The organism is Hymenobacter daeguensis, assembly GCF_054780555.1.
On sequence record NZ_BAAGWC010000014.1, the window covers coordinates 116,901 to 131,083 of the forward strand.

General features: G+C 60.5%; 12 protein-coding genes. 6 read left to right on the forward strand and 6 right to left on the reverse strand.

The window, feature by feature from the left end; genetic code table 11:
• Positions 1-151: 151 nt before the first annotated feature.
• Entirely contained in the window at positions 152-976 is an 825-nt protein-coding gene (locus tag ACYVHT_RS15740; RefSeq protein ID WP_460553778.1) for a 2,3,4,5-tetrahydropyridine-2,6-dicarboxylate N-succinyltransferase, read from the reverse strand.
• Between the two features lie 132 nt (positions 977-1,108).
• Here ACYVHT_RS15740 and ACYVHT_RS15745 point away from each other — a divergent pair, with 132 nt between their 5' ends.
• The 5 genes from ACYVHT_RS15745 to ACYVHT_RS15765 all read left to right on the forward strand — a co-directional run bounded on the left by ACYVHT_RS15745 (position 1,109) and on the right by ACYVHT_RS15765 (position 7,083).
• On the forward strand, positions 1,109-2,239 hold the full coding sequence (locus ACYVHT_RS15745) for a glycosyltransferase (protein ID WP_460553781.1): 1,131 nt from the start codon (positions 1,109-1,111) through the stop codon (positions 2,237-2,239).
• Between the two features lie 112 nt (positions 2,240-2,351).
• Complete coding sequence (locus ACYVHT_RS15750) at positions 2,352-3,362, forward strand: 3-oxoacyl-ACP synthase III family protein (RefSeq protein ID WP_460553784.1); 1,011 nt, start codon at positions 2,352-2,354, stop codon at positions 3,360-3,362.
• Positions 3,363-3,458: 96 nt separating this feature from the next.
• On the forward strand, positions 3,459-4,163 hold the full coding sequence (locus ACYVHT_RS15755; protein ID WP_460553787.1) for a metal-dependent transcriptional regulator: 705 nt from the start codon (positions 3,459-3,461) through the stop codon (positions 4,161-4,163).
• The gene (gene mnmE / locus ACYVHT_RS15760) at positions 4,160-5,587 is read left to right on the forward strand and encodes a tRNA modification GTPase (RefSeq protein WP_460553790.1); all 1,428 of its coding nucleotides are present in this window, start codon (positions 4,160-4,162) and stop codon (positions 5,585-5,587) included. Before ACYVHT_RS15755 ends, mnmE begins: the two co-directional genes overlap by 4 nt.
• Positions 5,588-5,793: 206 nt before the next feature.
• Positions 5,794-7,083 (forward strand): citrate synthase, encoded by a 1,290-nt coding sequence (locus ACYVHT_RS15765; RefSeq protein WP_460553793.1) that lies wholly within the window; start codon positions 5,794-5,796, stop codon positions 7,081-7,083.
• An 82-nt stretch (positions 7,084-7,165) separates the two neighbouring features.
• Here ACYVHT_RS15765 and ACYVHT_RS15770 read toward each other — a convergent pair whose 3' ends face one another.
• The 4 genes from ACYVHT_RS15770 to ACYVHT_RS15785 all read right to left on the reverse strand — a co-directional run bounded on the left by ACYVHT_RS15770 (position 7,166) and on the right by ACYVHT_RS15785 (position 11,764).
• Positions 7,166-7,543 carry a hypothetical protein gene (locus ACYVHT_RS15770; protein ID WP_460553796.1) on the reverse strand — a complete coding sequence of 126 codons (378 nt, stop codon included), beginning with the start codon at positions 7,541-7,543 and terminating at the stop codon, positions 7,166-7,168.
• A gap of 527 nt (positions 7,544-8,070) precedes the next feature.
• A complete protein-coding gene (locus ACYVHT_RS15775; RefSeq protein WP_460553799.1) occupies positions 8,071-10,047 on the reverse strand; it encodes an OmpA family protein in 1,977 nt (658 codons plus the stop codon).
• Positions 10,048-10,055: 8 nt separating this feature from the next.
• Complete coding sequence (locus tag ACYVHT_RS15780) at positions 10,056-10,637, reverse strand: 7-carboxy-7-deazaguanine synthase QueE (protein WP_460553869.1); 582 nt, start codon at positions 10,635-10,637, stop codon at positions 10,056-10,058.
• A 212-nt stretch (positions 10,638-10,849) separates the two neighbouring features.
• Positions 10,850-11,764, reverse strand: a complete 915-nt coding sequence (locus tag ACYVHT_RS15785) for a bifunctional 5,10-methylenetetrahydrofolate dehydrogenase/5,10-methenyltetrahydrofolate cyclohydrolase (RefSeq protein WP_460553802.1) — start codon at positions 11,762-11,764, stop codon at positions 10,850-10,852.
• Between the two features lie 94 nt (positions 11,765-11,858).
• Here ACYVHT_RS15785 and ACYVHT_RS15790 point away from each other — a divergent pair, with 94 nt between their 5' ends.
• A complete protein-coding gene (locus tag ACYVHT_RS15790; protein ID WP_460553805.1) occupies positions 11,859-12,260 on the forward strand; it encodes a DUF5684 domain-containing protein in 402 nt (133 codons plus the stop codon).
• Positions 12,261-12,310: 50 nt separating this feature from the next.
• On the opposite strand, the gene lepA is transcribed toward ACYVHT_RS15790, so the two are convergent.
• A complete protein-coding gene (gene lepA / locus ACYVHT_RS15795) occupies positions 12,311-14,098 on the reverse strand; it encodes an elongation factor 4 (protein WP_460553808.1) in 1,788 nt (595 codons plus the stop codon).
• Between the last annotated feature and the right edge of the window lie 85 nt (positions 14,099-14,183).

A 14,183-nucleotide genomic window follows, 5' to 3' on the forward strand; every position in this document is an offset into this window, starting at 1 on the left:
CGATATATCGGTAGCAAGTAACCAGCTCAAACAACAGCAGCCCCAGCGGGGCGACACTCACCTAACGAGTGCCGCCCCGCTGGGGCTACTGTTTTGCGGAAAACATGTAGCTACTACCGATATATCGCCCCACCGGGGCTACCGGGCAGCACTACACCGACACCCCAAAATCACGCAACGCATCATTCAGCGACGTTTTCAAGTCCGTGCTGGGCTTGCGCTGGCCGATGATGAGGGCGCAGGGCACCTGGTATTCGCCAGCCGGGAACTGCTTGGCAATGGAACCGGGAATGACGACCGAGCGCGGCGGCACGTAGCCGCGATATTCCTTGGGCTCGGGGCCGGTTACGTCGATGATTTTGGTGCTGCCGGTGATGGTGACGCCCGCGCCAATCACGGCTTCCTTGCCGATGCGGCAGCCTTCCACGAGGATGCTACGCGAGCCGATGAAGGCGCCGTCCTCGATGATGACGGGGGCCGCCTGCACGGGCTCGAGCACGCCGCCGAGGCCCACGCCGCCGCTCAGGTGCACGCCTTTGCCCACCTGGGCGCAGCTGCCCACGGTGGCCCAGGTGTCCACCATCGTGCCCTCGCCCACGTAGGCGCCGATGTTGGTGTAGCTGGGCATGAGGATGACGCCGGGGGCCAGAAACGCGCCGTAGCGGGCCACGGCGGGCGGCACCACGCGCACCTGCTGGCCGGCGTAGTCGGTTTTGAGCAGCATCTTGTCGTGGTACTCGAAGGGGCCGACTTCCTGCGTGCTCATCTGGCGGATGGGGAAATAGAGAATCACGGCCTTCTTCACCCATTCGTTGATGGTCCAGTCGCCGCCGTCTTCGGCGGGCGGGGTAGCCACGCGCAGGCGGCCCTTGTCGAGCTCTTCGATGACGTGCTCGATGGCGGCTTTGGTTTCGGCGGTTTGGAGCAGGGCGCGGTCGGCCCAGGCGGCTTCAATTTGGGTTTGCAGGTCAGCCATAGCAGGAGGGATGATGAATCAGGGGAATGTAAGCCGCCGGGAAATGCCGGAGGCGCTTGGAAACGGCAAAACTAGCATCTTTGGGCCGTGCTTGGCTCCGGGTCCTCTCAATTGGTGGTTTTGCTGGCATCGGTGCTGAAGCCGGTGGACGATACCCGTATGCGGGGCAAGTTTGCCCAAACCCTCTGTGAGCGACCGGGGGTGCAGGCGCACGTAGCGGGCCGGGGTGCTGCGGGGCCGGTGGCATCCCAGGCTTCACCGGGCATTTTTCAGCACCCCATTTTCAACGGCTCGCGGCTGAGCCTGGGCCGGCTGGCCGCGCAATGGCGCTACTGGCGCCTGCTGCGGCAGCTGCGGCCGGCCGCTGTCGTCGTGCACGCGCCGGAACTGCTGCCGCTCACGCTGCTTTGGCAAGCCCTGGGCACGGGCCGAAAATTTATTTACGACATCCGCGAGAACTACGCGCTGAATGTGAGCACCCAGCGCGTGTACCAAGGCCTCACGCGGCGCGGGCTGGCAGCGGGGCTGCGCCGGGTAGAGGGCCGGGCGGCGCGGCAGGCCGCCGGCGTCATCCTGGCCGAAGCCAGCTACGCCGAGGAATTGCCTTTTCTGCAATCATTGCCAACCGGCCGGGTTGTTGTGCTGGAAAACAAATACCAGCCCGCGCCCGGCGAAGCCTTGCCCACGCAGCCCCTGCTCCTGCCATCGCCTGCCGAGCCGCTGCGGCTGCTCTATTCCGGCACCATCTCTGAGCTCAACGGCGTGTGGGAAGCCATTGCGCTTGCCGAGCAGCTGCACGGGGTTTGGCCCGGCGGGGCCCGGCTCACCATCATCGGCTTCTGCCAGCAGCCAGCATTGCTGGCGCAGCTTCAGCAAAAGGTAGCGGAGAGTGCGGCCTGGCTCACGCTCATCGGCGGGCAGGAGCTGGTGCCGCACGCCCGCGTTGTGGCCGAAATCGGCCGCAGCCACGTGGGCCTGCTGCCCTACCGGCCGCACCTCAGCACGGAACGCTGCCGGCCCACCAAGCTGTTTGAGTACCTGGCGCACGGGCTGCCGGTTATTTCCTCGCCTAATGCCCTGTGGAATGAGCTGCTGCAGGCGCATGGCGCGGGCCTGCAGCTCGATTTTCAGCAGCCCGTTGATGGCCCGGCCCTGATGGCCCAGCTGCGCAGCCGGCAGTTCTACCCCAACGGCATTCCTGCCGAAGTGCTGTGGGCTGCGGAAAGCAAAAAATTGTGGCATTTGCTGGATACTGTTATTTAAACCGCCACCTTTGCGCCCCATTTCGCGCTAAAACGCGCGCCCGGGATTTCAATTCATACCTCACGTTCGGCATTTCCCTCCCCGAAATTCCCACCTCAATCCTTCGTCATCCATGGCAACTTTACGTCACTCTTTCATTGCCGGCGTCGGCCATTACGTTCCGAGCCGGGTCGTTAAAAACGTGGAGCTGGAGCCCATGATGAACACCTCCGATGCCTGGATTCAGGAGCGGACCGGCATTCAGGAGCGGCGCTGGTTTGAAGAAGGCAAGGACACGACGGCCAACATGGGGGCCAATGCCGCCCGCAAGGCCCTCGAAATGGCCGGCCTCGCGCCCAACGACGTGCAGCTGATTGTGTTTGCCACGCTCTCGCCCGACTACTTCTTCCCTGGCTCGGGCGTGCTGATGCAGCGCGAGCTGGGCATGACCAACAACTGCCCGGCCCTCGACGTGCGCAACCAGTGCTCGGGCTTCATCTACGCCCTCTCGGTGGCCGACCAGTTCATCCGGACCGGCATGTACGACACGGTGCTCGTGGTGGGCTCCGAAATCCACTCCTCCGGCCTCGATAAGTCGCCCGAAGGCCGGGGCGTTTCCGTTATTTTCGGCGATGGTGCCGGAGCCATGGTCCTTCGCCCCAGCACGTCCGACGAGCACGCCATCCTCAGCACGCACCTGCACGCCCAGGGCGAGCACGCCGAGGAGCTCATTGTGAAAGAACCCGGCTCGAACCGCGACAACCGCGTTGAGTACGTGGTGGCCAACAAGCAGGACCTCTACCCCTACATGAACGGCCAGAACGTGTTTAAGCACGCCGTGGTGCGCTTCCCGCAGGTCATCAAGGAGGCGCTGGACCAGAACGGCTACCAGCCCACCGACATCGATATGCTCATCCCGCACCAGGCCAACCTGCGCATCACGCAATACGTGCAGCAGAAAATGGGCCTGAGCGACGATAAAATTTTCAGCAACATTCAGCGCTACGGCAACACCACCGCCGCCTCCGTGCCCCTGGCCTTCAGCGAAGCCGTGCAGGAAGGCAAAATCAAGCGCGGCGACCTGGTTTGCCTGGCCGCCTTTGGCTCGGGCTTCACCTGGGCGTCGGCGCTGCTGAAGTTTTAGCGTTAGTCATTTTTTACGTCGACGGATTGGGGCCAGGGCCCGGTGTGCATTTCTTTGTGCCGCCGGGCACTGGCCCTACCGTTCCGCCCCACCTGCATGAGCGAATCTGTTTCGAGTAGTCAGTCTTCCCCTTCCAGGCTTCCGAGCCAAACGGAAGAGAACTACCTCAAAGCTATTTTTAAGCTGGCCGAGGCCGAGCCCGAAACCGCTGGCGTGAGCACCAACCGCATTGCGGCCGCCCTCGATACCCGCGCCGCTTCGGTCACGGATATGCTTCGCCGCTTGGCCGAAAAAGGGCTGCTGAACTACGAGAAATACCGGGGCGTGCAGCTCACCGCCGAAGGCCAGCGCCTGGCCCTGCTCACCATCCGCAAGCACCGGCTGTGGGAAGTTTTCCTGGTGCAGCAGCTCGGCTTCAGCTGGGACGAGGTGCACGAGGTGGCCGAAGAGCTGGAGCACGTGCAGTCGCCGCTGCTCATGCGCCGGCTCGACGCCTTCCTGGGCCACCCCGCCCTCGACCCGCACGGCGACCCCATTCCGGCCGAGGATGGCGCCATGCGCCGCCCGGCGCACCGCCTGCTGGCCGACCTCTGCCAAGGCGAGTGCGGCACGCTGGCGGCCGTCAAAAACACCTCCGCGCCCTTCCTGCAGTACCTCGACAAAGTGGGCCTGCAGCTCGGCGCGGTGGTTGAAGTGCTGGACAAAGTCGTGTTTGATAACTCCTTCGAAATCCGCATAAACCGTGAGAGCACGGCCTTGATTTCAGCCGAAGTGAGCCGTAACTTGTTTGTAACGGCATGACCACGCTTTTCTCCGATACCATCGTTGCGCTTTCCACGCCGCCGGGCGCAGGCGCGCTGGCCGTTGTTCGCCTTTCCGGCCCCGCTGCCGTTGGCATTACGGCGGCCGTTTTCTCCAAAAAAAGCTTTGCCGCCGCCGCCGGCCACACCCTGCACTACGGCACCCTGCGCGACCCCGCCACCGGCGAAATCATCGACGAAGTAGTGGCGGCGCTCTACCGCGCCCCCAAATCTTTCACCCGCGAAGACGTGGTCGAAATCAGCTGCCACGGCTCCGACTACGTGGTGCGGCAGGTGCTGGCCCTGCTCCTGCGCCACGGCGCCCGCCTGGCCGAGGCCGGCGAGTTCACCAAGCGCGCCTTCCTCAGCGGCGCGCTGGACCTGGCCCAGGCCGAGGCCGTGGCCGACCTCATCGCCGCCGACTCGGCCCTGAGCCACCGCGTGGCGCTGAACCAGCTGCGCGGCGGCTTCTCCAACGAGCTGCGCGAGCTGCGCGCCCGCCTCATCAAGTTTGCCGCCCTGCTGGAGCTGGAGCTGGATTTCGGCGAAGAAGACGTGGAGTTTGCCGACCGCACCGGCCTGGCCTTGCTTTTGGCGGAAGTGCGCAGCGTAGTCCTGGGCCTGCTGCGCTCCTTCGAGCTGGGCAACGTCATCAAAAACGGCATCACCACCGTCATTGCCGGCCGGCCCAATGCCGGTAAGTCCACGCTGCTCAATGCCTTGCTGCGCGAGGAGCGGGCCATTGTATCGGCCATTCCGGGTACCACCCGCGACTTTATCGAGGACGAGGTGAGCATCGAGGGCCTGCGGTTCCGCTTCGTGGATACGGCTGGCCTGCGCGACAACCCCGCCGATGAAGTGGAAGCCATTGGCGTGCGCCGCACCCGGCAGCGCGTGAGCCAGGCAGCATTGCTGCTGTATCTGTTTGATTTAGCGGAGATGAACCCGGCCGAAGTCGAGGCTGAAATTCAGGAGCTTAAGCTTACGGCGGGCCTGGAGTTGCCGGTCATTGCCGTGGGCAATAAAACCGATTTGGCTTCGCCCGAAACCCAGGCTGCTTTTGTCGCCCGGTTCCGGGCCGACCAGCCATTTCCGGCAATCCAGACGCCGCTGGTGCTGCTGGCCGCCGGTCAGCTCCAGGGGCTGGAAGCCTTGCAGGCGGCCTTGCTCACCCAGGTGCGCGGCTCGGCGCTGGAGCATACGGCTTCGGCCACCATCGTCACCAACGTGCGCCACGCCCGCGCCCTCGAAACCGCCGCTTCGCACCTGGCCGCCGTGCAGGCCGGCCTCGATACCGGCTTCGGCACCGAGCTACTGGCGGCCGACTTGCGCCACGCCCTGGCGGCATTGGGCGAAATCACCGGCGAGATTTCCTCCGAAGACCTTCTCACCAGCATTTTCACCCAGTTCTGCATCGGCAAATAACCGGAGCTGGCTTGCCCTGTAGCAGCTGACTTTCGACAATCGACGCAAACGTTGCCAAATGCCATAAATGGGGTTTTTAAGCCCATTTTCCCAAACTTCACAGGACGTTCAGTTGTCTTGAACGTAGTTTGCATCGCGTAAAAATTTCCCGGCTTACGGCTTATGGCTTAGTTTCGCACCCTATTCCCCTAACACTCATCCCGCCCATGGCAGAAACTGCTGAACTCATTCTCGACGGCAAGTCCATCACCTTGCCCGTCATTGAAGGCACCGAACACGAAAAAGCGTTTGACATCGGCAAGCTGCGCGACCAGACCGGCTACGTCACCCTCGATTCGGGCTACAAGAACACCGGTGCCACCAAAAGCGCCATCACCTTCCTCGACGGCGAAGAAGGCATTCTCCGCTACCGCGGTTATCCCATTGAGCAGCTGGCCGAAAAGTCGAGCTTCCTGGAAGTGGCCTACCTGCTGATTTACGGCGCGCTGCCCACCCAGGAAGAGCTGGCGCACTTCAGCGGCCAAATCACTAAGCACACGCTGGTGCACGAGGACATGCGCAAGATTTTCGACGGCTTCCCGTCGGCTACGCATCCCATGGCCATTCTGTCGTCGCTCATCTGCGCCCTCACCGGCTTCTATCCGCAGAGCGTGTCGCCCGACCTCAGCCCCGAAGAAATGGAGCTGAACATCATTCGCCTGCTGGCGAAGATGCCGACCATCGCGGCCTGGACCTATAAGAACAACATGGGCCACCCGCTGAACTACCCGCGCAACGACATGGACTATTGCGCGAACTTCCTCTACATGATGTTCAGCTTCCCCACCGAGAAGTACGAAATCAACCCCGTAGTGGTCAGCGCCCTCAACAAGCTCCTCATCCTGCACGCCGACCACGAGCAGAACTGCTCGACCAGCACCGTGCGCCTCGTGGGCTCGGCCAACGCCAGCCTGTATGGCTCGGTTTCGGCGGGCATCAACGCCCTGTGGGGCCCGCTGCACGGCGGTGCCAACCAGGAAGTTATCGAAATGCTGGAAGCCATCGAGAAAGACGGCGGCGACACCAGCAAGTTCATCGCCAAGGCCAAGGACAAGAACGACTCGTTCCGCCTCATGGGCTTCGGCCACCGCGTGTATAAGAACTTCGACCCGCGCGCCAAAATCATCAAAAAGGCGGCCGACGAAGTGCTGCAGGCCCTTGGCATGCAGGACAGCCCCCTGCTGAAAATCGCGCAGGAGCTGGAGCAGGCCGCCCTCACCGACCAGTATTTCATCGAGCGCAAGCTGTACCCGAACGTGGACTTCTACTCGGGCATTATCTACAAAGCGCTGGGCATTCCCACCGAGATGTTCACGGTAATGTTTGCCCTGGGCCGCCTGCCCGGCTGGATTGCCCAGTGGAAAGAGATGCGCGAAAACAAAGAGCCCATCGGCCGCCCCCGCCAGATTTACACCGGCGAGCTGGAGCGCGACTACACCGACATCAGCGCCCGCTAGGTTTCGCCGGTTTGCTTCAAAAACAAAAAGCCCGCTCTATGGAGCGGGCTTTTTCGTGTCCGTTCGGGAAGGTTGCCCTCCCCTATTTCAGGCGGTGCGCGGTAAAGTTGTTGCGGAGCGCCTGATACGCCACCAATTGCTGCGGCTGGAGCAGCATGCTCAGCTCGGTTTCGTAGCGCTGCTGGGCTTCGGCGAGGCGGGTGTCGCGCTCTTCGGCGCTGGCTCCGTTCAGCAGAATCTCCAAATCGCGGCGCTCCGTGAGCATATTCAGGTGCAGCTGCTTCACGGCGAGGTACTGGGCCTCGTTGAACTGGATGCGTTGCGCCAGTGCCCGGGTGAGCGTGGTAGCGCGGGCCATCATGGCGTGCGAGTACGAGCCATCGCCGGGGCCGGCCGCTACGGCCACTGGCGTTGCGCTCACGCTGGCGGCGATGCAGGTTGCGAAGAACAGGTTTTTCATAAAAATGAAGGATTGATGGTGGTATGATGAATGAGCTGCCCGGTTTCAGTGCAATCGGGTTCATCAAACCTAGTCAATCATTCCATTTGAACAAAAAACGACTTTTATGGCACTTTTTTAATTACAAGGTTTTTCAAATACATTATAAACAACTGATTTACAACACAAATCTAATAATCAAAAAAACAGGTTGGCGAAGGCAAAAAAAAATTTCCTATTAGCTGAATGACACATTTCTACCCGCAAATCCAATTAAATTTTAATGTTTTTTAAGCCTTGATTTAAGTAAAACAAGCCTTAGCCAGCGAAATAGCGTCTTACTTAAAGTGTTACTTCAAGCACTGATTTAACGCGTCATACGGCTGCCAAACAGCTTTTGCCAGCCGTATTTCGGCTGTTTTGGGGACAAATCCGGGCTTGTTCGTGCACACAATGGCTGCCGCCCTGGGCCTAACTAAAAAAGCGGCCGGATGCAGAAGCATTGGCTTCTGCATCCGGCCGCTTCGGGGCCTCTAAGCGCGCAGCGCTTACAGGATATGTAGCTCGATGCGGCGGTTTAGCTGCCGGTGCGCTTCGGTGTCGTTGGCCGCCAGCGGGTGGCCTGCGCCATAACCCTTGGAGCGCAGGCGGTTTACGGAAATGCCGTGGCCGGACAGGTACTCAACCACGGACTGGGCCCGGCGCTGCGAGAGTTGTACATTGGCTTCCGGCGAACCCACGTTATCGGTGTAGCCCGAAACCTCAATCTGCACGTCGCGGTACTGGCGCATAAACTCGATAAGTCGGTTCAGTTCAGTACGCGACTGCGGCTTCAATTCGTATTTGTTGGTATCGAAAAATAGGTTATTCAGCACCACGCTGCGGCCGGCGCGCACGGGCTCCAGGTAGATGTCCAACGCGGTCGGGTTGAAGCTGTGCTGGCTGGAATAATCAAAACTGAGGCTTTTGAGCAGGTATTTATCGGCCGAGGCATACATGGCGTAGTGGTGGCCTTCGTTGAGCACCACCGTGTAGTCGCCGTATTCGGGGTCGGAGGTTACGAACTGCGTCAGTACATCGGTGTCGAGGTCGTAGAGCTTAACCTCGGCTTTGAGCGGCTTTTTGGTGTTGGCATCGAACACCCGACCCTGCGTGTAAGTACTGGTTTCGCGGGCTTTCACGGGCGGCGGCACCGAGAATCCGAACAACTCCACGGGCCGCTCCCGGGCCAGGCGGTAGCCACCCGCCGCCGGCTCCTCGCTGGCCCGGCTGCGCGAGCAAAAGCCCCGCTGGTTATCAGAAGTGATGAACAGTGATGCCTCGTTTTCGAAGGTATTGAGTGGGTAGCCCAGGTTTTTAGGCTCGCTCCAGCCACCGGCCGCCGTTCTCTCGCAGCGAAATACATCGAGCCCACCCATGCCCACCAGGCCGTCGGTGACGTAATACAGCGTGGTGCCGCTGGCATGAATGAAAGGAGCCATGTCCTTGCCCGGCGTGTTCACGGGCGTGCCCACGTTTTGGGCGGGGCTCCAGTTGCCATCGGGCTGCAGCGTGGTCACGTAAATATCCTCCTGGCCCTGGCCGCCGCGCCGCGTCGAGGTGAAATAGAGCGTGCGGCCATCGGCCGAAAGCGAGGGCTGTGAGTCCCACTCCGTCGAGTTCACGTTCAGGCCCAGGTTGACGGGTGGGCTCCAGTTGTTGCCGGTGCGGCGCGAGATGTATAAGTCGCAGTTACCAATGGCCTTGGGCCGGTCGCAGGAGGCAAAAACCAGCGTCTTGCCATCGCCGGAGATGGTGCCGGCCCCTTCGTTGTAGCTGGAGTTGATGGCAGGTGAAATCGGCACGGGCTCGCCGAATCCGTTGTCTTTCTGGCGGCTCACGTACAAGTCCTCGCCGCTGCTGGCGGCCGGGCGGCCCGTGAACAGCAGAAAGCGGTTATCGGCCGTCAGGGCCGGGAAATACTGAAACTTAAACGCATTGAGCGGCGAGGGCAGCGGCACGGGCGCTTCGCCCACCGGGTGCTTCATCGCATCGAGGGCAAACTCGCAGGTCAGCAGTTGTCGCTGCGATTTAACCAGGTTTTTCTGCGTTTTGGGCGCCACCTTCATCAGCTGCTTGTAGGCGTCGAGGGCGGTCTGGTACTCGCCATAGCTCAGGGCCAAATCGCCCAGCAGCTGAAACTCAGACGCGTGGCTGGCATCAGGGGTCACTTTGGCAAGCCCGTCGCGGTAGGCGGCGAGAGTGCCGCGGTTGTCGCCCATGGCTTTCAGCAGGGAGCCTTTGAGCAGAAAGGCTTCACCAAAGGACGGGAACTTCTGGTTGAGCTGATTGAGGGTTTCAACCGCCTTCACGAAATCCCGTTCCTTGACTTGCTGCTGCGCTTTTTCGAGCAGGCCGCGGGCCTTGGTGTTGGTAGGAGTCTGCACTTTGGGCGGGAGCTGCGCCCACGCCGTTTCGGCGGAGGCCAGCCCCAGCAGGCTTATCATGGCGAGGCGCAGGGCCCCCAACACTGAACTGCGACGCATACGGTAAGCTAGGGAATATCGAGGTATTTGTGCGTTTGCAGCGACACTTGCCAGCGTGGGTGCTGCTTTACGTAATCCACCAGCTCGGGGGTCATGCGAGCGGCCCGGCTCCACTCGGGCTGCAAGTATAAGCGCGTGCTGGCCGGAACCAACGCGGCATGCTCTTCGGCCCATTCAAAATCGTGTTTGTTGAACACCACGACTTTCAATTCGTGCGCCGCTGCCAGCACCTCGGGCAACGGCGCCTTAAACTTTTTGGGCGACAAACACACCCAGTCCCAGCGGCCCGACAGCGGGTGCGCCCCCGACGTTTCGAGCCAGGTGCGGCAGCCAGCGGCGTGCAAAGCCGCTGTGAGCGGCCCCAGGTTGTGCATCAGCGGTTCGCCGCCGGTGATGACGACATCGCGGCCGGGATGTTCGAGCACGGCGGCTACGAGCTGGGCCACCGTCTGGCGCGGGTGCGCGTCGGCATCCCACGACTCTTTTACGTCGCACCACACGCAGCCCACGTCGCAGCCGCCCAACCGGATAAAGTAGGCCGCCCGGCCGGTATTATAGCCCTCGCCCTGAATGGTATAGAACTGCTCCATCACGGGCAGTAGCTCGCCGGTGGCCACAGCGGCCCCATCATGGGAAGATGCAATTAGTTCAGCAGAAAGTAACGTCACGGGTATTTTCACAAAAAAGCGTCAGGAAGACTAGCAACCTTAACGCCGACCCCGGGACACACCGTTCCCAACGCCGGACTTTAAAAGTACGGCGTAGCCTTAGCACAACCAAATATTCCTAAAAATCTACCCGCTTAGCGCGGGTAGATTTCGCCCTTCGCAGCGCGCAAAGTGTTCAACAAAAGCATGGCAATGGTCATGGGACCCACGCCGCCGGGCACCGGCGTAATGGCCGATGCCAGGGGGGCCACTTCGGCAAAATTCACGTCGCCTTTGAGGGTGAAGCCGCTTTTTTTGGTGGCGTCCGGTACGCGGGTAGTACCCACGTCGATGACCACGGCACCAGGGCTAACCATGTCGGCCGTCACAAACTCGGGCCGGCCAATGGCGGCCACCACAATGTCGGCCGTCCGGCATATCTCGGCCAGGTTTTGGGTGCGCGAGTGGCATAAAGTGACGGTGCAGTTGGCCGTCTCCAAATTCTTGGCCAGCAATATGCTAACCGGCGTACCTACAATATTGGAGCGGCCGATAACCACGGCGTGCTTGCCACTGGTTTTGATGCCCTGGCGCGTCAGCAGTTCGACAATGCCGGAGGGCGTGGCGGGCAGTAGCGCGGGCAGGCCGGCCACCATGCGGCCCAGGTTCATGGGGTGGAAACCGTCCACGTCTTTCTCGGGCCGAATGGCTTCGATGACCTTCTCGGAATCGATGTGCCGGGGCAGCGGGAGCTGCACAATGAAGCCATCAATCTCGGCGTTTTCGTTCAACTCAGCCACTTTGGCCAGCAGGTCGGCTTCGGTGATGTCATCTTCGAAACGCAACAAAGTGGATTCGTAGCCAACCCGCTCGCAGGCCAGCACCTTGTTGCGCACATAGGTTTCGGAACCACCGTCGTGGCCCACCAGAATGGCCGCCAGGTGCGGCACCTTTCGGCCTGCTGCTTTCAGGGCAGCCACTTCGGCGGCAATTTCGACCTTGATGTCTTCGGCGGTCTGCTTACCGTCGATGAGGTTGGAGGTGGTTGTTACGGCAACATCATTATTCATAAAAAGAGGTATTTAAGTGTCTTGGTTTGGCGAATAATCAATACATTGGCTCCTCAAACTCATTCCAACATCCACATTCACCAACATTCCTTTCATGGAAAACCAACCTTCTGCAGCCGGTATCGGCTTGTTTCTACTCATTGAGCTGGCAGTTTTCATCCTAATCATTGCAGGGCTTTGGAAGCTCTTTGTGAAAGCAGGAAAACCAGGCTGGGCAGCTATTGTACCCATCTACAACATCATTGTCATGCAGGAGATTGTGGGACGTGAGGCGTGGAAAATCATTCTACTTTTCATTCCGATTGTCAACATTTACTTTGCGATTACCCTCTACGTGAGCTTCGCTAAGTCTTATGGCAAGTATGGCATCGGGAATTATCTGGCAATCCTGTTCCTGGGCATTATTTTTATTCCTCTGTGGGGATTCTCGAACGATGTACGCTACGTAGGCCCCGTTGAAGCACCTGGCAATCTAGCGCCAACGCCCACCTTCTAGGCGATGAAGCACAATAAAAAAGGCGGCCCCAATCGGAGCCGCCTTTTTCATTAATCAATTTTAAGAACCGCCAGAAACGCCTCTTGCGGAATTTCGACGGAGCCAACGGAACGCATCCGTTTTTTGCCCTCCTTCTGTTTTTCGAGCAGCTTGCGTTTCCGGGAAATATCGCCGCCGTAGCACTTGGCGATTACGTTTTTGCGCAGGGCTTTCACGGTTTCGCGGGCGATGATTTTCTGGCCGATGGACGCCTGAATGGCAATATCGAACATCTGGCGGGGCAGCAGTTCGCGCAGCTTCTCGCAGAGGCGCTTGCCCCACTCGTAGCTTTTGGAGCGGTGCACGATGGCCGACAGGGCATCCACTTTCTCGCCGTTCAGCATCACGTCCAGCTTCACCATGTCGGACTCGCGGAAGCCAATCAGCTCGTAGTCCAGCGAAGCGTAGCCGCGGCTGATGGACTTGAGCTTGTCGAAGAAGTCGAACACGATTTCGGACAGCGGCAGCTCGAAGCTCATCTCCACCCGCTCCGAAGTCAGGTAAGACTGGCCTTTAATGATGCCGCGCTTGTCCATGCACAGCGTGATGATGGGCCCCACGTACTCCGAAGCCGTGATAATCTGGGCCTTGATGTAGGGCTCCTCGATGTGCTTAATCAGGTTCGGCTCGGGCATTTCGCTCGGCGCGTTGATGGTCAGCAGCTGGTCCTTGGTGCCGGTGGCGTGGAACTGCACGCTCGGCACGGTGGTAATGACCGTCATGTTGAACTCGCGCTCGAGGCGTTCCTGCACGATTTCCATATGCAGCATGCCCAGGAAGCCGCAGCGGAAGCCGAAGCCCAGGGCCACCGAAGTTTCGGGCTCCCACACCAGCGAGGCATCGTTGAGCTGCAGCTTCTCCATGCTGGAGCGCAGCTCTTCGTACTCGGTGGTATCGACGGGGTAAATGCCGGCGAATACCATCGGTTTCACGTCGGCAAAGCCCTGGATGGCCTCCGGCGTGGGGTTGTGCACGTGCGTGATGGTGTCGCCCACCTTCACCTCGCGGGCCTCCTTGATGCCCGAGATAAGGTAGCCCACGTTGCCGGCGCTGATTTCCTGGCGCGGCTCCTGGTTGAGGCCCAGAATACCGATTTCGTCGGCCCCGTATTCCTTGCCGGTGGCCATGAAGCGGAGCTTGTCGCCCTTCTTCATGCTGCCGTTCTTGATGCGGAACAGGACTTCGATGCCCCGGTAGGAGTTGAAAACCGAGTCGAAAATCAGGGCCTGCAGCGGGGCCTGCGGGTCGCCTTTGGGGGCGGGCACCCGCTCGCAGATGGCGTTCAGGATGGCTTCGATGCCGATGCCGGCCTTGCCCGAAGCGTGGATGATGTCCTCCGCTTTGCAGCCGATGAGGTCCACGATTTCGTCGGTCACTTCCTCCGGCATGGCGTGCGGGAGGTCGATTTTATTGAGCACCGGAATAATCTCCAGGTCGGCGCCGATGGCGAGGTAGAGGTTGGAAATCGTCTGGGCTTCGATGCCCTGGGAGGCGTCCACAATCAGGAGTGCGCCTTCGCAGGCCGCGATGCTGCGGCTCACTTCGTAGCTGAAGTCGACGTGGCCGGGCGTGTCAATCAGGTTCAGCGTGTAGATTTCCCCTTTGTAGGGGTACTGCATCTGAATGGCGTGGCTCTTGATGGTGATGCCCCGCTCGCGCTCGAGGTCCATGTTGTCGAGCAATTGGGCCTGCATGTCGCGCTTGGCCACGGTGCTGGTAAACTCCAACAGACGGTCGGCCAGGGTGCTTTTGCCGTGGTCGATGTGGGCAATGATGCAAAAGTTGCGGATATTCTTCACAGAGGGCTATTTTTCAGTTCGCGAAGGTACGAACTGCCGGGCGCAAAAGCCAGCCGGGCCCTTTGCCGGCCGCCGCGCCGCCATC

Bases quoted from the DNA above. Each gene is read 5' to 3' on its own strand.
- ACYVHT_RS15740 (WP_460553778.1), bottom strand. From the start codon at position 976: ATGGCTGACCTGCAAACCCAAATTGAAGCCGCCTGGGCCGACCGCGCC.
- ACYVHT_RS15750 (WP_460553784.1), top strand. From the start codon at position 2,352: ATGGCAACTTTACGTCACTCTTTCATTGCCGGCGTCGGCCATTACGTT.
- ACYVHT_RS15755 (WP_460553787.1), top strand. From the start codon at position 3,459: ATGAGCGAATCTGTTTCGAGTAGTCAGTCTTCCCCTTCCAGGCTTCCG.
- mnmE (WP_460553790.1), top strand. From the start codon at position 4,160: ATGACCACGCTTTTCTCCGATACCATCGTTGCGCTTTCCACGCCGCCG.
- ACYVHT_RS15765 (WP_460553793.1), top strand. From the start codon at position 5,794: ATGGCAGAAACTGCTGAACTCATTCTCGACGGCAAGTCCATCACCTTG.
- ACYVHT_RS15770 (WP_460553796.1), bottom strand. From the start codon at position 7,543: ATGAAAAACCTGTTCTTCGCAACCTGCATCGCCGCCAGCGTGAGCGCA.
- ACYVHT_RS15775 (WP_460553799.1), bottom strand. From the start codon at position 10,047: ATGCGTCGCAGTTCAGTGTTGGGGGCCCTGCGCCTCGCCATGATAAGC.
- ACYVHT_RS15780 (WP_460553869.1), bottom strand. From the start codon at position 10,637: ATGGAGCAGTTCTATACCATTCAGGGCGAGGGCTATAATACCGGCCGG.
- ACYVHT_RS15785 (WP_460553802.1), bottom strand. From the start codon at position 11,764: ATGAATAATGATGTTGCCGTAACAACCACCTCCAACCTCATCGACGGT.
- ACYVHT_RS15790 (WP_460553805.1), top strand. From the start codon at position 11,859: ATGGAAAACCAACCTTCTGCAGCCGGTATCGGCTTGTTTCTACTCATT.